Source organism: Halobacterium sp. MBLA0001 (assembly GCF_049705385.1).
Lineage (GTDB): Archaea > Halobacteriota > Halobacteria > Halobacteriales > Halobacteriaceae > Halobacterium > Halobacterium salinarum.
On record NZ_JBNAMQ010000007.1, the window covers coordinates 968,573 to 986,938 of the forward strand.

At 69.9% G+C, this 18,366-nt stretch carries 19 protein-coding genes; 12 read left to right on the forward strand and 7 right to left on the reverse strand.

The window, feature by feature from the left end; genetic code table 11:
* Window positions 1–2: 2 nt before the first annotated feature.
* The 5 genes from ACOZ32_RS06205 to ACOZ32_RS06225 form a co-directional block, all read right to left on the reverse strand.
* Entirely contained in the window at window positions 3–2,435 is a 2,433-nt protein-coding gene (locus ACOZ32_RS06205; protein ID WP_285270390.1) for a DUF5059 domain-containing protein, read from the reverse strand.
* A gap of 65 nt (window positions 2,436–2,500) precedes the next feature.
* Window positions 2,501–3,265: a 4-phosphopantoate--beta-alanine ligase gene (locus ACOZ32_RS06210; protein WP_285270389.1), complete on the reverse strand. Its 765-nt coding sequence runs from the start codon at window positions 3,263–3,265 to the stop codon at window positions 2,501–2,503.
* A 39-nt stretch (window positions 3,266–3,304) separates the two neighbouring features.
* Complete coding sequence (locus ACOZ32_RS06215) at window positions 3,305–4,144, reverse strand: pantoate kinase (RefSeq protein WP_285270388.1); 840 nt, start codon at window positions 4,142–4,144, stop codon at window positions 3,305–3,307.
* A 55-nt stretch (window positions 4,145–4,199) separates the two neighbouring features.
* Window positions 4,200–4,910, reverse strand: coding sequence for a phosphoglycerol geranylgeranyltransferase (locus tag ACOZ32_RS06220; protein ID WP_205251413.1), 711 nt, complete (start codon window positions 4,908–4,910; stop codon window positions 4,200–4,202).
* Between the two features lie 101 nt (window positions 4,911–5,011).
* Window positions 5,012–5,983 (reverse strand): transcription initiation factor IIB, encoded by a 972-nt coding sequence (locus tag ACOZ32_RS06225; RefSeq protein ID WP_010902144.1) that lies wholly within the window; start codon window positions 5,981–5,983, stop codon window positions 5,012–5,014.
* A gap of 181 nt (window positions 5,984–6,164) precedes the next feature.
* Here ACOZ32_RS06225 and rnhA point away from each other — a divergent pair, with 181 nt between their 5' ends.
* Both rnhA and ACOZ32_RS06235 read left to right on the forward strand, forming a co-directional pair.
* On the forward strand, window positions 6,165–6,764 hold the full coding sequence (gene rnhA, locus ACOZ32_RS06230) for a ribonuclease HI (RefSeq protein WP_010902145.1): 600 nt from the start codon (window positions 6,165–6,167) through the stop codon (window positions 6,762–6,764).
* Window positions 6,757–7,308 carry a DUF7108 domain-containing protein gene (locus tag ACOZ32_RS06235; RefSeq protein WP_285270387.1) on the forward strand — a complete coding sequence of 184 codons (552 nt, stop codon included), beginning with the start codon at window positions 6,757–6,759 and terminating at the stop codon, window positions 7,306–7,308. Before rnhA ends, ACOZ32_RS06235 begins: the two co-directional genes overlap by 8 nt.
* A 56-nt stretch (window positions 7,309–7,364) precedes the next feature.
* Here the strand turns inward: ACOZ32_RS06235 and ACOZ32_RS06240 are convergent, their stop codons facing one another.
* Window positions 7,365–7,715: a PadR family transcriptional regulator gene (locus ACOZ32_RS06240; RefSeq protein ID WP_205251416.1), complete on the reverse strand. Its 351-nt coding sequence runs from the start codon at window positions 7,713–7,715 to the stop codon at window positions 7,365–7,367.
* Between the two features lie 111 nt (window positions 7,716–7,826).
* Between ACOZ32_RS06240 and ACOZ32_RS06245 the strand changes: the two genes are divergently transcribed.
* The 3 genes from ACOZ32_RS06245 to ACOZ32_RS06255 all read left to right on the forward strand — a co-directional run bounded on the left by ACOZ32_RS06245 (window position 7,827) and on the right by ACOZ32_RS06255 (window position 11,151).
* The gene (locus ACOZ32_RS06245; protein WP_010902148.1) at window positions 7,827–8,360 is read left to right on the forward strand and encodes an inorganic diphosphatase; all 534 of its coding nucleotides are present in this window, start codon (window positions 7,827–7,829) and stop codon (window positions 8,358–8,360) included.
* Between the two features lie 261 nt (window positions 8,361–8,621).
* A complete protein-coding gene (locus ACOZ32_RS06250; protein WP_285270386.1) occupies window positions 8,622–9,737 on the forward strand; it encodes a DHH family phosphoesterase in 1,116 nt (371 codons plus the stop codon).
* 55 nt (window positions 9,738–9,792) lie between these two features.
* On the forward strand, window positions 9,793–11,151 hold the full coding sequence (locus ACOZ32_RS06255; RefSeq protein WP_010902151.1) for an alkaline phosphatase family protein: 1,359 nt from the start codon (window positions 9,793–9,795) through the stop codon (window positions 11,149–11,151).
* Between the two features lie 16 nt (window positions 11,152–11,167).
* Here ACOZ32_RS06255 and ACOZ32_RS06260 read toward each other — a convergent pair whose 3' ends face one another.
* Complete coding sequence (locus ACOZ32_RS06260; RefSeq protein ID WP_010902152.1) at window positions 11,168–12,241, reverse strand: tubulin/FtsZ family protein; 1,074 nt, start codon at window positions 12,239–12,241, stop codon at window positions 11,168–11,170.
* A gap of 121 nt (window positions 12,242–12,362) precedes the next feature.
* Between ACOZ32_RS06260 and ACOZ32_RS06265 the strand changes: the two genes are divergently transcribed.
* From ACOZ32_RS06265 to ACOZ32_RS06295, 7 genes are read left to right on the forward strand one after another with little or no spacing between them, the layout of a single operon-like run.
* The gene (locus ACOZ32_RS06265; protein ID WP_205251418.1) at window positions 12,363–12,794 is read left to right on the forward strand and encodes a DUF5791 family protein; all 432 of its coding nucleotides are present in this window, start codon (window positions 12,363–12,365) and stop codon (window positions 12,792–12,794) included.
* Window positions 12,794–13,687, forward strand: a complete 894-nt coding sequence (locus ACOZ32_RS06270; RefSeq protein ID WP_205252402.1) for an SDR family oxidoreductase — start codon at window positions 12,794–12,796, stop codon at window positions 13,685–13,687. The genes ACOZ32_RS06265 and ACOZ32_RS06270 overlap by 1 nt, the downstream gene beginning before the upstream one ends.
* Window positions 13,688–13,707: 20 nt before the next feature.
* On the forward strand, window positions 13,708–14,796 hold the full coding sequence (locus tag ACOZ32_RS06275) for an aldo/keto reductase (RefSeq protein ID WP_285270384.1): 1,089 nt from the start codon (window positions 13,708–13,710) through the stop codon (window positions 14,794–14,796).
* Between the two features lie 59 nt (window positions 14,797–14,855).
* Complete coding sequence (locus ACOZ32_RS06280; protein WP_012289129.1) at window positions 14,856–16,058, forward strand: MFS transporter; 1,203 nt, start codon at window positions 14,856–14,858, stop codon at window positions 16,056–16,058.
* 27 nt (window positions 16,059–16,085) lie between these two features.
* Complete coding sequence (locus ACOZ32_RS06285) at window positions 16,086–17,180, forward strand: glycosyl transferase family 2 (protein ID WP_205251421.1); 1,095 nt, start codon at window positions 16,086–16,088, stop codon at window positions 17,178–17,180.
* A gap of 27 nt (window positions 17,181–17,207) precedes the next feature.
* Complete coding sequence (locus ACOZ32_RS06290) at window positions 17,208–17,675, forward strand: DUF7109 family protein (protein WP_285270383.1); 468 nt, start codon at window positions 17,208–17,210, stop codon at window positions 17,673–17,675.
* A 55-nt stretch (window positions 17,676–17,730) separates the two neighbouring features.
* Window positions 17,731–18,336 carry an NUDIX hydrolase gene (locus ACOZ32_RS06295; protein ID WP_205252405.1) on the forward strand — a complete coding sequence of 202 codons (606 nt, stop codon included), beginning with the start codon at window positions 17,731–17,733 and terminating at the stop codon, window positions 18,334–18,336.
* Window positions 18,337–18,366: the final 30 nt, after the last annotated feature.

Consider the following 18,366-nt stretch of genomic DNA (forward strand, 5'->3'; position numbering starts at 1 on the left):
TGTCACTCCTCGACGACGATCGTGCCTTCCATCCCGAGGTTCTTGTGGGGGATGCAGTAGTACTCGTGCTCGCCGGTGGTTTCGAACGTGTGGACGTACGATTCGCCCTCGGTGACCGCGCCCTTGCCGTTCGCCCAGCCGGTCTTGGCCGCGTCCTGGCTGTCGAAGCCGCCGGACGCCCAGTACGTTGCGTCCGCAGGGATGTCGTCCTCGTAGGCCGTGACCGAGTGCGCCTCGCCGTCGGCGTGTGTCCACGCGACGGTGTCCCCGGCGGACACGGTGAGTTCCGCGGGATCGTACGCGACCGCGTTCATGTCGATCACGTGGTCGGCGTCATCGGGGACGCCGGAGACGACGTTCGGCCCGCCGCTCAGCTCGGGCTGGGAGTCGCCCTCGCCACTGGATGCGGCGTCGCCGACCGGGGCCGCGCTGGCGTCGCCCGCCACCGCGAACTGCGCCCGCAGGGACGCCCGCCGCACCACGGAGACGTCGCCGGTCCCGGACTCCAGGCCGCTGGCGTACGTTTCGAACGACGACTCGAACGCCTCGTAGGCGTCGTGGTCGGCCTCCTCCAGCGGTTCGTGTGCGCGCGCCCCCTCGAAGTCACGGAGCGCGCCCCGAGCCACGGCCGCCGCCGCCGCCGTGAGGTCGCCGCCCGCGTTCCCGATCACGTCGTAGACCGCGGTCCTGGACTGCGCGCCGAAACCGGTCGCGGCGTCGAACACGCTCCCGCTGTCGCTCGCCGTCGAGGACACGCCAACCAGCGCCTCCTCGAAGGCGTGGTAGGTTTCCTCGTTGCTGGCTTCGACGGCCTCGTGGAACCCGCCCGCGCCGCCCTCGAAGTAGGCCATCGCGTCGTCGGCGATCGTCGCCGCGCGCGTCCGGTCGTCCAGCGCCGCCACGCCGGCGGCGTCGAACGCGCGGGCGGTGATGGTGACTGATTCGCCGCCTGCGACCCGCGCGGTCGGCGCGATCTGCGCCGCGAACTCCGCGAGCGCGGATCGCGCGCCGTCGAGGTGCGTCGTCACTGCGTCGTCGTTGCCGTTCCGCATCGCCGCCGGCAGCGCGCCCACGTGTTCGTCCTCGAACGTCTCGTAGAGGGATTCGCTGGTGGATTCGAGGGTCTCGTGTGCGCCCAGCTCGTCGCGCTCGAAGCGCTTGAACATGGCTTCGACGCTCGCGGCGGCGCGCTCGGCGTTGCCGCGCTGGTACTGCTCGCGGGCGTCGCCGAGCAGCGCGCGGAGGAACCCGGTCTCCAGGATGACCGCTTCGGTGTCCGTGGTCAGCGCCTTGATGCCGGCGACCAGGTTGGTGTCGACCTGCGAGAGCGCATCCGAAACGCCGCTGCCGGCGGTGATCGCTTCCTGGAGCGCTTCCACGCCGCCCTCGAAGCCCTCGTAGGCGTCGTGGTCGGTCTCTTCGAGGGGTTCGTGGGCGGCCGCGCCTTCGAAGTCTTCGAGCACGCTGATCGCCATCGATGCGGCCGCGTCCGACGCGCCGGCGTCGGCGACCCACGCGGCGTCCTGGGCGCGCGCCCGGTACGCCGACAGCACGGCGGCGTGCCCGAAGTCCGATGACGGGCCACCCATCGCGTTGAGCGCGGCGGCGTCGTACGCGCGGGACTGGAGGCTAGCGATGTGGCCCGCTTCGGTGCCGGCGGTGTCGGCGATCGCGTACGCACCGTCGACGGCCGCCGACACGGCGGTGGCGGCGGCGGAGTTCGCGTCGTCGGCGTTGCCGCGCTGTCCGGCCGACAGGGTGTCCCCGAGCCCGCTCTCGAAGGACTCGTAGGCGTCCGTGGCTGCGGACTCCATGGCCTCGTGGGCGGGCGCGGTTTCGAACGCCGAGAGGGCGGTGTTGGCGGCGACCGCGGCGGCGTCGGCCTGACCGGCGGCGGCGAGCGCGCGCGCGGTCGCGGCGTGGTCGGCGAACGCCAGCGCGTCCAGGGCGTGCATCGTGGTCTCCCCGACGAGGCGCTGTTGGGCGTCCCGCAGGTTCGCGGCGACGGATTCGGCCTGCTCGATCGCACTGGCGCTGTCCCCCTCCCTGAGCGCGTCCCGGACGCCGATCGCGGCCTGCTCGAAGCCCTCGTAGGCGCTCTCGCTGGTCGTTTCGAGGGTTTCGTGGGCACCGTGTTCGCCGCCGGCGTTCTCGAAGTCCTGTTCGAACGTGGTGGTGGCGAGCTGTGCGCCCACGTCGGACGCGCCGTGTGCGCCCAGCGCGGCGGCGTCCGCGAGGCGCGCACGGTAGACGTTCCACTGGGCGGCCACGGCGGCGTCGACGCCGACGTCGTCGCCTCCGCCGTTACCGCTGCCGGCGTCGGCCGCCGTCGTCGCGTCGCCGTCGGTCGTGCCTCCCGAGTCGCTGCAGCCGGCGAGTCCGACTGCGGCGAGTGCTGCCCCCGTTGCCTGTAGGAATTCTCGTCGTCGCTGCATAGGGTTTAGGGCAACCTAAAGATTCAAAAGACGTTCGGTTTTCGGCTCACCAAAAATAGTGTACGTCAGCGCGCTCCCACCTCCGCGCCACCACTCACACCGCCCCTGATTCGCTCCTCTGCCGCCCGCAGGGCGGCCTGCCGGTCGAACTCTTTGATGCACTCCTCACGGGCAGCATTCTCTGCTTCTGACAGATCACGCGCGTGTGCTGTGATGTTCGGCACCGCCCGCACCACGTTGTCGATGATCGGCACCGACGCCGCCTGCGCGGACCGCGACAGCGGGTTCAGGTCGATCACCAGCTCCGTCTTCCCCATCTCGGCCAGCGCCGCCGCCCGATCCCCGTCCTCCAAGGGCACCAACACCACGTCGGCGTCGTAGATCCCGTCGCTGTCGACGGTCGCGCGCTCGTGGTCCAACCCCGGGATCCGCGCGTCCGCCTTCGTCCCCAACACCCCACTCGCGCCGTGCTCGCGCAAGTGGTCCGCGATCCGCTCGACGCGCTCCTCGGTCCGATTGAACAGGTTCACCGCCAGATCCGCGCCGGTCGCCGCCGCCAACGCCACGAGCGCGTCGGGCACGAGCGCGGCCACGTTCCCGTTGACCGACACCACCGGGTGGTCCGCAGTCAACAACTGCGCGGCGGCCGCCCGCTCGGCGGCGTCCGCGCTGGGGATCGTTTCCTCGCCCAACAGGTAGTCGTACGCCTCCCCGCGGCCCTGCGCGATCAACCCCTGTCGGCTCGTGATACCGTCGTCCACCCCGTCCTCGATCCGGTGGCGGGTCACCAGCGAGTCGTGTCGCGGGTGGTCGTCGGGAATCTCGGTCATACCCCACCAACACCGTTGGCGGGCAAAAATCGCCCGCTCTCACCGCAGCGACGCGCCGCCGTGATGGATCGCACACGACGCCGCGTCGTACCCCGCGTCGCTCAACCCCGTTCCGAGCGCGAACACCGTCCGCCCGAGCATCGCCATCGCGGCCTCACCGCCAGCCGCCTGGACCGCCGCGATGGCGTCCGCGACCGCCGCATCCACCAACCCCGCCGCCCGCGCGAACCGCCGCGACGCCGCGACGAACTCGGCCACCGTCGGATCCGCGCGCAGGGCCGCCAGCGCGTCCGCACCGGCCGCCGACAGCGCGTTCGTCTCCCCACCGATCACGTCACTGGTCGACAGCCCGCCGAACGACACGTACTCGATGCGCCCGCTCGCCGGCACCCCGTCCAGGCTGCCGTGGGGCGGCGCTCCCGGTTCCACCCGAACGGGAAGCCCACCGCGCGCCTGCGCCACCACGTCGCCAAGCCCCGTGCCCGCCTCGGCGTCGGCCACGTGGGCCACCTGCACCAACTCGTTCTCCGAGCACCCACACCCGAACACCTCGTTGGCCGCCAACGCCGCCGCCAGCGCGGTCGCACCCGACACGCCGAACCCCGCACCCAGCGGCAGCGGCGTCTCCGCGGTCACGCGCGCGGTCACGCCAAGCGCATCGAGGACGCCCCGCACGCTCGCGATCTCCGTCGGCGTTCCGTTCAACACCACGCCCGTGTTCTCGGCCCGCGTCACGGTGACGGTGACGCCCGCAGAGAGCGCGACTCCCGCACCCCGAGACCCCGACGCGACCGCCGCCTCGGTCGCGCCCGCGTCCACGCTGAAAAACCCCGTCACGTGCCCCGGCGCGAACGCGACCGCCGACTCACCGTCGCTCATTGCACCGCTCTCGGCGACGCGGCACTGTAAGCATTACAGTCTCGGCACGCGCCCCTCACTCCTCGGCCTGCGCGTCCCGAACCCCCGATACGGTCTCTCTGACGGCGTCCACCCCGGCCTCGTGTACCAGATCCCCGACCACGATCGTGTCCGCGTGTGCGCCCATCCGGTACGCCGCGTCGTAGCCGTCGATCCCACCACCATAGAACACGGCCGCGTCGTCGACCCCGCCGGCGGCCGCCTCGACCACCGCCGGATCCCCCAGCGTCCCCGAATACTCCACGTACACGACCTCCTGGCCGAGCAACCGCTCAGCCACGGTGGCGTACGCCCCCACCTCGTCGGCGTCCAACCCGCAGTCCGCGCCGGTGTACTCGGCCACGCTCGCGTCGGGGTTCATCACGATGTACGCCTCCGTCGTGGTGCGCTCCCAGTCGAGGTCCGCGATCCGCACCCACTCCTTGTGCGCACCCGTGATCCAGAACGGATCCCCGGCGTTCAACACCACCGGCACGAGATAGCCGTCCAGGGCCTCGTCCTCGACGACGACGGCGGGGTTCGACGGCTCCTGATACAGCGGCACCTCGTGTGTCCGACACGCGTCGATGACGCGGCGCATCTTCTCGGTGGTCACGTCGAGTGTTCCGCCGATCTCGATCGCGTCCGTGCCCGTCTGCGCGACGTCGTCGAACGTCTCACCGTCCACCAGCGACTTGTCCGGATCGATCTTGAGGACGTGATCCCAGTCCGCCCACGGCGCAGTCATATCTACGGCGTTCCCGTGGCGTCCGCAAAACCCCTTCGATGCGCCCATTCACCTCCGAAACGGCGGAACACGGGGCCACGTGGGCGGCCCACGGCCAGGGCTCAGCCGTGAATGCCCATCGCTTCGATCTGCTCCTGGTAGCGGTTCCGGATGGTGACCTCCGTCACCTGCGCGACGTCGGCGACCTCGCGTTGGGTCTTCTTCTCGTTGCACAGCAGGCTCGCGGCGTAGATGGCTGCGGCCGCGTATCCGGTGGGTGACTTCCCCGAGAGCAGTCCCTCCTCGGCGGTCGTTTCGATGATCTCGTTGGCTTTCGATTGGACCTCCTCGGTGAGTTCGAGTTCAGAACAGAACCGCGGCACGTACTTCTTCGGATCGACCGGCTTCATCTCCAGGCCGAGCTCCTGGGAGATATACCGATACGTGCGCCCGATCTCCTTGCGCTCGACCCGGGATACCTCCGAGATCTCTTCGAGGCTGCGCGGAATGCCTTCCTTCCGGCAGGCCGCGTACAGCGCGCTCGTGGCGACGCCCTCGATGGATCGACCCCGGATCAGGTCCTCTTTGAGCGCGCGCCGGTAGATGACTGATGCGACTTCCCGCACCGACCGGGGCACGCCGAGCGCCGACGCCATCCGGTCGATCTCCGAGAGCGCGAACTGGAGGTTGCGCTCGCCGGCGTCTTTCGTTCGGATTCGTTCCTGCCATTTCCGCAGTCGGTGCATCTGCGAACGTTTCTTCGAGGAGATAGAGCGGCCGTAGGCGTCCTTGTCCTTCCAGTCGATCGTCGTGGTCAGTCCCTTGTCGTGCATCGTCTGGGTCGTCGGCGCGCCGACGCGGGACTTCTCCTGTCGCTCCTGGTGGTTGAACGCCCGCCACTCCGGACCGGGATCGATCTGCTCTTCTTCGACGACGAGGCCACAGTCGTTGCAGACCAATTCCGCGCGGTCCGAACTCTTCACGAGGTTATCCGAGCCACACTCCGGGCACTCCCGCACCCCCTCCTCGGAGTCCTCCTCCTCCTCCTGCTTTGCCGCCGTTTCTCGCTCCCGCTGGCGGGTGGACCGTGTCATCGCATTTTTATATTAGTGTCGCGCACACTCATAAACCCATTGGCAGTATTGAGCGGTCTTCAATCCAACACAATACCACGCGGTTGTCGGCGAGAACCACCGGCTCAGCCGCGTTTCCCCGCGCCAGGCACGCCGCCCCGAACAGTAACCCATAAACGGGACGCGGGGTGACCTGACTTCAATGCCAGTCGTCGAGTGCGACATCCAGACCGCCCGCGCGGCGTTGGCCGACGCCGGCGCATCGTTCAGCGACGGGAACTCCGAGCACGAACTGTGGCACGCCGACCTCGGAGACGCCCACGCCGTCGCCTACGCGGACAAACTCGTCGTCCAGGGGGGGTCGCCCACTGACATCACGGCCGTCGTCCAACCCGACCGCGGCGGCCGCGTGCACGCCTACTTCGACGGCGCAAGCCGCGGGAACCCCGGCCCCGCCGCGGTCGGCTGGGTGCTCGTCTCCGGCGACGGCGGCATCGTCGCCGAGGGCGGCGACACCATCGGCCGCGCCACCAACAACCAGGCCGAATACGACGCCCTGATCGCCGCCCTGGAAGCCGCCGCCGACTTCGGGTTCGACGACATCGAACTCCGGGGGGACTCCCAGCTCGTCGAGAAACAGCTCACCGGCGCGTGGGACACCAACGACCCCGACCTCAGGCGGAAACGAGTGCGCGCCCGCGAACTCCTCACGGGGTTCGACGACTGGTCGATCACCCACGTGCCACGGGCGACCAACGAGCGCGCCGACGCCCTCGCCAACGAGGCCCTCGACGATGCCTGAGCTGCCAGCCGACGCGGCCGCCGAGGCACAGCGACTCACGCGGCTCGCCCGCGACGCCACCGACCCCGCCGCCGCCGACGCCTACCGCGACCGCCGCGACGAACTGCTCGCCGACCACGGCTTCCTCGCGCGGGTCCGTGACGCCGACGCGACGCTGGTCTGCTATCCCACCGACTGGCTCACCGACGGCACCGTCCACCCCGGCGACATCGACGACCCCGACCGCGCCGTCGAACGCTCGCTCGCCGGCGGCGGCGAACAGGGCGACTACGAGCACGCCGCCGCCCGCAACGCCGCCATCGTCGACCGCGTTGCGGCCGCCCACGACGACGTGCACGCCCAGAACGCGGCCGCGTTCGCGGCGTTCATGAACAACCACTACGCGCGCCCCATGGACACCGCGACCGACGCGGAGCGCACGCGGTTCCGCGAGGAGTTCTTCCCCCGGAACGCGTGGCCCAGCGCCGATCAGCGCGACGCCATCGAGGCGTCGCTTGCGATCATCGACGACATCGCAGCCACCACCGACGAGGACACGGCGTAACGCTGCTGCTGGCGGTGTGGTGTGTGCCGAAAAAACTGCCTGGGGATGCCCAGTCCTCAGTCGTCGGCGACGATGGTCTCGACGCGCTCGCGGCGGTCGGCGTCGGCGACGAACTTCGAGAGCGTCCATTCGAGGTCGTCGACGACCGCGTCGAAGCCCTCGTTGGTGAGCGCGTACTCGTTGGTCCGTTTGTCCAACTCGGACTTCTCGACGAGGCCCTTGTTGACGAGATCGTCGAGGTTCGGGTACAGACGGCCGTGGTTGACCTCCTCGCCGTAGTACTCTTCGAGTTCGCGCTTGATTGCGAGACCGTATCGGGCTTCCTCGCCGAGGACGGTCAGGATGTTCTTCTGGAACGCGGTCAGGTCACGTGCGTCACTCCGTGTATCGGGTTGCGCCTCTGACATAGCTGAAGTGAAGTGGCCCGGACATTTAAACACTTCTCACCTGACTCCCCGTTTCGCGGCCGAACGGCGATACGAAAACCCTTTTTCGGCGCGCCCCACACCTCCAACAGCATGGCAAACCTCTGGGAAGACCTCGAAACCGGACCCGACGCTCCGGACGTCATCTACGCCGTCGTGGAGTGTCTCAAAGGCGAGCGGAACAAATACGAATACGACAAAGACATCCCGGGCGTGGTGCTTGACCGCGTGCTGCACTCGAACGTCCATTACCCGTCGGATTACGGGTTCATCCCGCAGTCGTACTACGACGACGGCGATCCCTTCGACGTGCTCGTGCTCGTCGAAGACCAGACGTTCCCCGGCTGCGTCATCGAAGCGCGCCCGGTCGCGCTGATGGAGATGGACGACGACGGCGAGCAGGACGACAAGGTCATCGCCGTCCCCGAGGAGGACCCCCGCTACGACGACGTCGAGGACGTCGACGACCTCACCGACCAGCAGAAAGCCGAGATCGCGGAGTTCTTCGAGACGTACAAGAACCTCGAAGCGGACAAGGAGACGGCGGTGCTCGGTTGGGGCGACGCGCAGGCCGCCAAAGACGCCATCGAGCACGCTCAAGACCTCTACGACGAGCAGTTCGCGTAACGCCATTCCCGGCGTATTATTCCGGCGCATCTCCCTCCCAGCGCGGATTTGTCAAGCGCATGGACGATTACTTGAGGCGTGCAGCCGTACGTCCAGTCGCAATGAGCACTGACACTCCCACCGTCGGCGTCGACCATCCCACGGTCGTCCCACTGAACTTCGACGCTGACGCCGCGGACACCGCCGACGCCGACGCGGACACCGATCACACCCACTGACCCGGGATAAGCTACTTAACGGTTCGCGGTGACTCTCGCCCACATGCTCCCTGAGGTGGGCCTCCTCGCGCCACGCTCCCTGGCAGTGCTCGCCGGCGTCGCCGCCGCCGTCGGCGGGATCGGCGCATACGTCGTCCGTCTCCTGATCCGCCGCCGGCGGGCGGCCACCACCACCAACGACGACTACGCGCGGCTCCGCGACGCCATCGCCTCCGTCGAATCGGCCGCGTTCGTCGTCCCCGAGAACCCCAGCGTCGACGCGCTCGCCGCCGCAACCGGGCTCTGTGACCTCTGCGAAGAATGGGGTGTCACGGGACGCGTGTTCGCCGAAGGCGACGTCACCAGCGACGACGCCAAAGCCTTCTGCAACCTCTTCGACCTCACGCTCGGCATCGCCGACGACCCACTCGACGACTACGACGGCGCCGTCGCGGTCGGCGGCGGCGGCACCGTTCCGTCGTTCGCCAACCAGCCGCCGGTCGTCGCGGTGATCCGCCACCGCCCCGCGGCCGTCGACCACCCACTCGTCATCACCGGCAGCGACGCCGGTGCGACCGCGACCATCGTCTCCCGGTTCTTCGAGCGCGCCAACCACACCCCCGACCAGGACGTCGCAACCGCCCTCCAGCACGGCATCCGAGCCGCCACCCGGGAGTTCCGCCGCGTCCGGTCGGCCGACGACTTTCGGGCGGCGACGTTCCTCGAAGAGTTCGTCGACCAGGGCACCATCGACACGCTGCGCGCCCCCGGCATGAGCGGGGAGACCTTCGACGTGATCGGGGCGGCCATCGAGAACCGCGAACGCCGCGCCAGCTTCGCGGTCACGAACGTCGGGTCCGTCCCCGCAGTCAGCGCCCTCGAGGAGGCCGCCGACACCCTGTTGCGCCTCGACGGCGTGTCGTCGGCGGCCGCCTTCGGCGTCCACGAGGACACCGTCGTGACGGCGTGTCGCGCCGACGACGTGCGCACGAGCGCCATGGACGTGTTGGCGTCGGCGTTCGACCACCCCGAGGGCCTCGGCGGGGACACCGACACCGCCACCGCGCGCGTCCCACTCGGCCTGTTCAGTCGCGTCAGCGCCGACCGCAGGGCGACCCTCGACGACCTCATCGACGCCAGCACCCGGAAAGCGTTGTTCTCGGCGTTCGAACACGCGTAGCCGCCGTTCGTCCCTGGAAACCAACGTTTTAGTGGCGGAGCGGAGACGGTTCGGTATGGGTCTGTTCGACCGACTTCGCGGAAGCGACGCTGGCCGGGTTGCGTTCGTTGGTATCGACGGCGTGCCGTTCAGCCTCATCCGCGATCATCCCGATACGTTCCCGAACCTCCACGACGCGATGGCCGCGGGGTCGGGCGGCGCTATCGAGAGCATCGTTCCCCCGGAGTCCAGCGCCTGCTGGCCCTCGCTGACGACCGGCGTCAACCCCGGCGAAACCGGCGTCTACGGCTTCCAAGACCGCGAAACCGGGAGCTACGAGACGTACGTCCCCATGGGACAGGACGTGCAGGCGACCCGCGTCTGGGATCGCGTCACCGACGCCGGCCGCGACGCCACCGTGATGAACGTCCCGGTGACGTTCCCGCCCCAGCGCAACGTCCAGCGCATGAGCTCGGGGTTCCTCTCCCCGGACATCGAGAAGGCCGCCCACCCCCCCGAGTTCGCGGACGCCCTCGAAGCCACCGACTACCGCATCGACGTGAACGCGAAACTCGGCCACGACGACGACAAAGCCGCGTTCATCGAGGACGCCCACGAGACCATCGACGCCCGCCAGGAGGCGTTCCTGGAGTACATCGACGCCGACGACTGGGACCTCTTTTTCGGCGTGTTCATGTCCACGGACCGCGTCAACCACTTCCTGTTCAAGGACTACGAGGAACACGGCGACAACGAGGCGGCGTTCTTCGAGTTCTACGAGAAAGTGGACCGCTACATCGGCGAGATCCGGGCGGCGATCGCCGACGACGTGACCCTCGTGGTCGCCTCCGATCACGGGTTCACCAGCGAGGACTACGAAGTCCACTTGAACTCGTGGCTCGCCGACCAGGGCTGGCTGTCCTTCGACAGCCCCGATCCGGAGGGGCTCGGCGACATCAGCGACGACACGCAGGTGTACTCGTTCATCCCCGGGCGGTTCTACCTCAACCGCGAGGGCCGCGAGCCCCGCGGGAGCGTCGCCGCCGACGACGCCGACGCGGTGCTTGCGGAAGTCAGCGACGCGCTGACCGCGCTCGAATCGCCGGACGGCCGGCAGGTCGTCGATCGTGTCGTCGAGGGCGACGCCGTCTTCGACGGCGACCACGACGCCATCGCGCCGGACCTGGTCGCCATCCCGAACCACGGCTTCGACCTCAAAGCCGGGTTCTCGACGCCCGGCGACGTGTTCCGCCACGGCCCCCGCAACGGCATGCACTCCTTCGAGAACGCGACGCTGGTCACCGACGCCCCCGACGTGTCGATCCCGTCGTCGACGAACCTCTACGACATCGCGCCGACGCTGCTTGACCTCATGGACGTCCAGTACGACAGCCGCGAGTTCGACGGCGACACCCTCGTGACTGCCGACGACTGACCGTCGCTGTCCGCGATCAGATCAGGTCGTCGAGTTCGTCCGCCTGGAAGTTCTCCGTCTCCTGTTCGGCCTCGACCTCCTTGCTTGCCTCCTTGGCCCGGTCCATGAACTCCTGGAGGCGCTGGCTCCGGGAGATCCCCGCGAGCAACACCAGCACCGCGATCTTATCCGAGTCCAAGGGGAAATCACCGCCCCGCACTTGCATGCTGCGGGTCTCGTCTTCGACCCACGTCCGCGCCTTCTCGACGCCCTTCCGGGAGACGCGCTCGCTCTCCCCCGCGGCGACCACCAGCGCCGCGCCGGCCTCCGTGGTCTGTGGCACGCTCATTCCCGACAGCAAGGCCTTGCGCGCCGTCGAGGTGATGGTGTTGATGTTCTCCCCGGCGTCGGCGGCCGCCTCGGCGGACGCGAACCCGATCGCGGACATCTCCCCGGACTGCAGCGTGTTGATCACCTCACTGGAGTCCACGACGCTCTCGCCGACGCCCTCGATGTTCTCCCCGGCCGCCAGCAGGATGCCCACGCGTCTGGCGATCCGGCTGTTGATCTCGTCGAACGCCTCGGTGACGCTGTCCCCGGTCGACCGCCACGCGTCGTTGTCCACGAGCAGCGTGGAGTCGGCCTCCCTGACGAGCGTCTTCAGCGACCGGCCGGCGTTCGCCTGATAGATGCCGCCCTCGTCACGGCCGGGCAGGATCCCCAGCGCGTAGACGGGGATCTCGTAGACGCGCTGGAGTTCTTTCACCAACACCGGCGCGCCCCCCGATCCGGTGCCGCCGCCCAGCCCCGCGATCACGAAGATCGCTTCGGTGTGTGGATCAACGACCCCGTCCAGCCCGCCCATGACCTCCCGGACGTCGTTGGTCATCACCTCCGCGCCGAGTTCGTTGTCGGCGCCGACGCCGTGTCCTTTGACGCGCTCCTGACCGATCAGCATCGTGTCGATGTCCAGCCCTTCCAGATCCGTCTTCGCGGTGTTGACGGCGAGCGTTCCGCGAACGGCACCGTACTCCGCGCGCTGGTCCTCGGCGAGGAGGGCTTCGGTCACCTTACCGCCGGCCTGACCGACGCCGATGAGGGCGGCCTTCATATGTCACGGGATTCACGGCATCCGTATCAACGTTGTGCCCGCAGGTGACATGTGTGGCCGCAACACACGACCTGACACCGGGAGCGCAGTGTCCTTGACCCTCGGGGTCGTACCGGCGTGCGTGTTCACCGACGAGATCCAGACGCCCGCGGAGACGACCGCCGACGCGGTCCGGGCGCAGTACGAGGCAACGCTCGCCGACGTCATCGAAACCGTCGGCTCGGACGCCGTCGCCGCCCACGCCGACATCGACGCCGACACGATCGCCGCGCTCGCAGCCGGCGATTCGCCCACGCTGACGGTCACCGAGGCGGCCGACATCCTGGCCGCCAGCGACGACTACCCGCCCGCGGACACCCTCCAGGCCGAACTCCAGGACCACGTGATGTTGCAGATGAGTTCCGCCGTGCTCGACGTGGACGCGCTGGCGCGCGGCCTCGACGGCGACCACGACGCCAAACCCCTCCAGCAGAAACTGGAGGGCCGCCAGCCCATGACCCTCGCGGAGTACGCGCGCATCCACCGCTACGTCGCCGCCCAGAACCCCTACTGATGCGGGTCGCAATCCTGGGCTGTGGCTACGTCGGGTGCGCGCTCGCGCGCCGCCTGCTCGCCGCCGGCCACGACGTTGTCGGCGTGTGTCGCTCCCCGGACAGCCTCGACGCGGTCCGGGAGACCGGCGCGACCGCGGTGCGCGCCGACGTCACCGACGCCGCGTCGCTGGCCGCGGTCCCGGACGCCGACGCGGTGGTGTTCGCGGCGTCGTCCGGCGGTCGGGGGGCCGACGCCGCCCGCGAGGTGTACGTCGACGGCCTGCGGACCGTCGTCGAGCAGTTCGGCGGCCGCGACGACCCCCCAGAGCAGCTCGTTTACACGTCCAGCACGGGCGTCTACGGCGACCACGACGGCGACTGGGTGGACGAGGAGACATCCCTCGATCCGACCACCGAGAAGACCGCGGCGCTGGTGGACGCCGAGCGCGTCGCGCTCACCGACGCCCCCGAGCACGGCCTGGACCCCACGGTGGTGCGGTTCGCCGGCCTCTACGGCCCGGACCGGTATCGGCTGACCCGGTACCTCGACGGCCCGGTGACGGAGGGCTACCTGAACATGATTCACCGGGACGACGCCGCCGGCGTGGTGGCGTTCGCGCTCACCGACGCCGACGCGGACGTGCTGTTGGCGGTCGACGACGACCCCGTCTCGAAGTGGGCGTTCGCCGACTGGCTCGCCGACGAGGCGGGCGTCCCGCAGCCCGCCAAGCAGACCGTCGCCGAGCGCATCGCCGCCGGCGACCTCTCGACGCCCGCCGAGCGCCGACTGCGCACGAGCAAGCGCTGCTCGAACGACCGCCTCACCGAGCTGGGGTATTCGTTCGCGCATCCGACGTTCCGGTCGGGGTATCAGGCCGCCATCCGGGCGCACGAACGCGGCGAGTACAAGTAACGCCCGGCCGAACTGCCGGCATGGCCACCGCCGACGCGACCTTCCAGTACAAGCAGCGATTCGGCGACGCGACCGCCCGCACCTACTTCCGGCGCGTGGGCGACTGTGCGGTCTCCAGCGTCGGCCTCGGCACGTACCTCGGCGCGCCGACGGCCGCCGTCGACGACGCGCTCTACGAGACGGTGCGCGCCGGTCTCACGGCCGGCGTGAACGTCATCGACACGGCCGTGAACTACCGCCACCAGCGCAGCGAGCGCGTCGTCGGGCGCGCGATCCGGGACAGCGAGATCCCCCGCGACGCCGTGTTCCTCGCGACCAAGGGCGGGTTCGTGCCGTTCGACGGCGAGCAGCCCGACGCCCCCGGCGAGTACGTTCGCCGCGAGTTCGTCGATCGCGGCGTCGTCGACGGCGACGACCTCGCGGCCGGCAGCCACAGCATCGCGCCCGGGTACATCGACGCCATGGTCGACCGGTCGCTGTCGAACCTCGGCGTGGACACCATCGACCTCTACTACGTCCACAACCCCGAAACCCAACTCGACGAGCGCCCCGCGTCGGCGGTCTACGACCACCTGGAAGCCACCTTCGAGCGCCTCGAACAGCGCGTGGCGGCCGGCGACATCACCCACTACGGGGTGGCGACCTGGGAGGCGTTCCGGGTGCCCGCCGATCACGACCACTACCTGGACCTCGGCGAGATCATCTCGCGGGCGCGCGCCGCCGCGAAGACCGTCGGGAACACGGCCACCCACCTGCGCGCCATCCAGGTGCCGTTCAACGTCTACATGGCCGACGCGTTCACCGTCGCCGCCCAGGAGGGCCCCGACGGCCCCCAGAGCGTGCTCTGGTACGCCCACGAGGCCGGCCTGAACGTGTTCACGTCGGCGAGCCTGGGGCAGGGCGAGGTGGTGTCCGGCATCCCCTCGGCGGTCGACACCCAACTGGCGGGGGAGACGCCCGCCCAGCGCGGGATGAACTTCGCGCGCAGCGCGCCCGGCGTGACCAGCGCGCTGGCCGGCACCACCGACGCCGACCACGTCACGGAGAACGCCGACGCCGGTACGTTCGAGCCGCTGGGCGCGAACGCCTTCGACGCCATCTTCGAGTAGCGGCGCGCGTCGGTCGCCGGAACCCGAAGGGTTGTTGCTGCCCGCCGAGAAGCCGCCGTGTGGCCCCATCCAGCGACAGCGGCGCGCGTCGGCTCCCCCTGTTCGGCTCGCTGTGCGCGCTCGTCTTCCTCGTGAACTTCGGCCGGGTCGTGTTCGCGCCCCTCGTGGTGCCGCTCCAGGAGTTCTTCGTCGGGACGAGCAACGCCGCAGTCGGGCTGGTGGCGACGCTGGCGTGGCTGGGCAGCGCGCTCCCCCGGCTCCCGGCCGGCTACCTCCTCACGCGAGTCGCCCGCCATCGGGTCGTTCTCGGGACTGGCGGCCTGCTCACTGTCGCCTCGGGGGGGATGACGCTTGCGCCGACGATCGAGCTGGTGATGGTCGGCGCGCTGTTCGTCGGGCTGGCGTCGGGCGTCTACTTCGTCGCCGCGAGCCCCCTCGTGAGTGAGCTGTTCCCCGATCGCGTCGGTCGCGTCATCGGCATCCACGGCACGGCCTCGCAGCTCGCGGCCGCGGTCGCGCCGCTGCTGGTCGTCCGCGTGCTGCTCGTCCGCTACACGTGGCGTGCGCCGTTCTACCTGCTGTCGGCGGCCGCCGCCGTCGTCACGGTCGTGTTGTACGTCACCGCCGAGCGCGCCGATCTGCCCGACGCCGCTGGAGCCGACCGCGACCTCCTCGGGTCCGTCCGCCGCCAGTACCGCATCGTCGCGCTCGGCGTCGTCACCGTCGGCATTACCGGCCTCGTCTGGAACGGCTTTTTCAACTTCTACCCGAAATACCTCATCGAGACGAAAGGCGTCACCAAGCGCACCGCCAACCTCCTCCTGACGGTCGTGTTCGCCGCTGGCGTGCCGGCGTTCTGGTACACGGGCCGGCTCGCCGACCGGTTCCGCCACGTCCCGCTGATGCTCGCCATCCTCGGGTCGTTCGTCGTCACGCTGTTCGCGATCACGGTCGTCAACGCCACGCTCGCTGTCGCCGCCGTCTCGCTCTGCCTGGGGTACGCCATCCACAGCCTCTTTCCCGCCATCGACACCTTCCTGCTGGACAGCCTCCCCGACAGCGACCGCGGGTCGGCGTACGCCGGCTACAGCGCGTCGATGATGCTCGTGCAGGCGCTCGGCAGCGTCGTCGTGGGCACGCTTCGCGGGACCGGGTTCGCCTACGACACCATTTTCCGCACCGGCGCCGCCGGCCTGGGCGTACTCGCGGTCTGCCTCGTGGCACTGCAGTGGGCGGGGCGCTTGCCGCAGGGCGCAAGCTAATTCCCCTGCCGCCACTGCCGTCGACGTATGGACTACACCCAGGAGCGCGTGGCGACGCTCCACGACTACGGCGACGCCGACCCGCCCGCCCCGGCAGGCCGTGCCGCGGTCGTCGTCCCGATGACCGACCGCGAGTACGCCAGCCTCGCGACCGAGCGCGTCTTCTCGGAGCTTGAGCGCGTCGACCCCGCAGCGGTCGTCGTGCCGTTGCGCGCGCCCGCAGAGCGCGTGCCGGCGTTCCGGGAGTGGCTGGCCGGCTTCGACCTCGATCTCACCCTGCTGTGGTGCGACGGCCCCCGGGTCGAGGGACTGCTCGCCGACGCCGGTCTCGACGGCCCCCGAGGCAAGGGGCGTGACGTCTGGCTGGCGCTGGGCGTCGCGGCCCGCCACGACTTCGTCGTGCTCCACGACGCGGACACGGACACCTACGAGGCCCGGGACGTCAACAAGCTGCTGTTCCCGCTCGCCGACGGCTTCGAGTTCTCGAAGGGCTACTACGCTCGCGTGGAGAACGACCGGCTGTACGGGCGGTTGTTCCGGCTGTTCTACACGCCGCTGGTGGCGGCGCTTGAGGACACCCACGACCACGACGTGCTCGATTTCCTCGGGTCGTTCCGGTACGCGCTGGCCGGCGAGTGTGGGCTCACCAGCGAGGCTGCGCGCGGACTGCGGGTGCAACGCGAGTGGGGCCTGGAGGTCGGCACCCTCGGCGAGGCGTTCCGGCTGGCGGGCGCGGCCGGCGTCGCACAGGTCGACTTGGGGCGGTACGAGCACGACCACCGCGCGGTCTCCGGCCCGACGGGGCTCTCGGAGATGAGCCGGGGGGTTGGCGCGGCGCTGCTGCGCGCCGTCGCGGACACCGGCGTCGACATCGCCTACGACACCGTCCGGGAGCGCTACCGCGAGCACGCCACCCGCCTCGTGGACGCCTACAGCGCCGACGCCGCGTTCAACGATCTCAGCTACGACGCCGAGCGCGAGCGCGACCAGATCACGACGTACGCACAGGCGGTACAGCCGCCCGGCGCTGACACCCGACTGCCCGCGTGGTCGACGGTCTCGCTCACCCCCGGCGACGTGGCGGCGGCGGCGCGCGCCGACGCCGCCGACACCGAAGAGTGACCCGTCTTCGGGCAGCCACCGTGACACATGGACGGTGACGCACTGGCCGGCATCGTGGCGTTGTTCGGCGGCCTCACGCGGGCCGAGCTCAGCACTGCGGTCCGCGAGCACGCGGGCCGGCACGGCGACGGAACCGAACACCCGGACGACGCCATCGACGCGGCACAGGACGCCTACGAACTGCTCGCGGTCGCCCACGACGGAACGACAGTGTTGGTCCCCGGGCCGACAGCGTTTCCCGAGCCGCCTGCGGGAGCCGAGGACCTGCCACACATCTTGGCGGACACCGAGCGCCGCACGGTCCCCGCAGCCGCCCGCGCCGACGCCGTCCGCCGGCGCCTCACCGCGGCGGCCGCCGACGCCGACCCGGGCAGCGAGCACGCCCGCAGGCTCGTCGACGTCACGTACGACGCCGAAGCCTGGGTGGCCGTTGATCTGTCCGGCGTCCGGAACACCCTCACCGACCACACCGGTGGCCCCTCCGAGGACGCCTGAACCGGCCGCCGCCGCGGGCGCGTGAGTTAAGTTCGTCGCAGCCGTGGCGTCGACCATGGACCTCTCCGGGGTGGCTGCACACCGGCCGGTCCGGGTCACCGACCAGGACCGCGCCGCCGCCGTGCTCGTGCCGGTCGTCGACGCCGCCGACGGGGCGGCGCTCGTGTTCACGAAGCGCGCCGCCGACCTCAGCGACCACCCGGGTCAGATGAGCTTCCCGGGCGGCGGCTGCGAACCCCGCGACCCCGACTGCCGCAGCACCGCCGCCCGCGAGGCCAACGAGGAGATCGGCCTGGGCCGCGACGAGGTCGCGTTCGCCGGCCAACTGGACGACATCGCCACCATCACCGAGTACGCGGTGACGCCGTTCGTCGGCCGGGTCCCGGACCGCGAGTTCGACCCCGACGAGCGCGAAGTCGATGAGGTCGCCGTGCTGTCGGTTTCGGCGCTGACCGACCCGTCGAACTACGACCTCGAAAAACGCAGCCACCCCGAGTACGGGACGGCGTTGGTGCATTTCTTCCACGTTGACGGATACACCGTCTGGGGAGCAACGGCGCGCATCCTCGTGCAGTTCCTCGATCTCGCCGCGGGCTGGACGCCCCCGGACCGCGACCCGACGGTCGTGGAGCTGGACCCCGACTACCCGGAGACCTCGTGAGGGGTAGCCTGAAGTCCGGGTAGGCCCACT

Excerpts from the sequence above, each read along its gene's own strand:
- ACOZ32_RS06205 (WP_285270390.1), bottom strand. The coding sequence starts at position 2,435 with ATGCAGCGACGACGAGAATTCCTACAGGCAACGGGGGCAGCACTCGCC.
- ACOZ32_RS06210 (WP_285270389.1), bottom strand. The coding sequence starts at position 3,265 with ATGACCGAGATTCCCGACGACCACCCGCGACACGACTCGCTGGTGACC.
- ACOZ32_RS06215 (WP_285270388.1), bottom strand. The coding sequence starts at position 4,144 with ATGAGCGACGGTGAGTCGGCGGTCGCGTTCGCGCCGGGGCACGTGACG.
- ACOZ32_RS06220 (WP_205251413.1), bottom strand. The coding sequence starts at position 4,910 with ATGACTGCGCCGTGGGCGGACTGGGATCACGTCCTCAAGATCGATCCG.
- ACOZ32_RS06225 (WP_010902144.1), bottom strand. The coding sequence starts at position 5,983 with ATGACACGGTCCACCCGCCAGCGGGAGCGAGAAACGGCGGCAAAGCAG.
- rnhA (WP_010902145.1), top strand. The coding sequence starts at position 6,165 with ATGCCAGTCGTCGAGTGCGACATCCAGACCGCCCGCGCGGCGTTGGCC.
- ACOZ32_RS06235 (WP_285270387.1), top strand. The coding sequence starts at position 6,757 with ATGCCTGAGCTGCCAGCCGACGCGGCCGCCGAGGCACAGCGACTCACG.
- ACOZ32_RS06240 (WP_205251416.1), bottom strand. The coding sequence starts at position 7,715 with ATGTCAGAGGCGCAACCCGATACACGGAGTGACGCACGTGACCTGACC.
- ACOZ32_RS06245 (WP_010902148.1), top strand. The coding sequence starts at position 7,827 with ATGGCAAACCTCTGGGAAGACCTCGAAACCGGACCCGACGCTCCGGAC.
- ACOZ32_RS06250 (WP_285270386.1), top strand. The coding sequence starts at position 8,622 with ATGCTCCCTGAGGTGGGCCTCCTCGCGCCACGCTCCCTGGCAGTGCTC.
- ACOZ32_RS06255 (WP_010902151.1), top strand. The coding sequence starts at position 9,793 with ATGGGTCTGTTCGACCGACTTCGCGGAAGCGACGCTGGCCGGGTTGCG.
- ACOZ32_RS06260 (WP_010902152.1), bottom strand. The coding sequence starts at position 12,241 with ATGAAGGCCGCCCTCATCGGCGTCGGTCAGGCCGGCGGTAAGGTGACC.
- ACOZ32_RS06270 (WP_205252402.1), top strand. The coding sequence starts at position 12,794 with ATGCGGGTCGCAATCCTGGGCTGTGGCTACGTCGGGTGCGCGCTCGCG.
- ACOZ32_RS06275 (WP_285270384.1), top strand. The coding sequence starts at position 13,708 with ATGGCCACCGCCGACGCGACCTTCCAGTACAAGCAGCGATTCGGCGAC.
- ACOZ32_RS06285 (WP_205251421.1), top strand. The coding sequence starts at position 16,086 with ATGGACTACACCCAGGAGCGCGTGGCGACGCTCCACGACTACGGCGAC.
- ACOZ32_RS06290 (WP_285270383.1), top strand. The coding sequence starts at position 17,208 with ATGGACGGTGACGCACTGGCCGGCATCGTGGCGTTGTTCGGCGGCCTC.
- ACOZ32_RS06295 (WP_205252405.1), top strand. The coding sequence starts at position 17,731 with ATGGACCTCTCCGGGGTGGCTGCACACCGGCCGGTCCGGGTCACCGAC.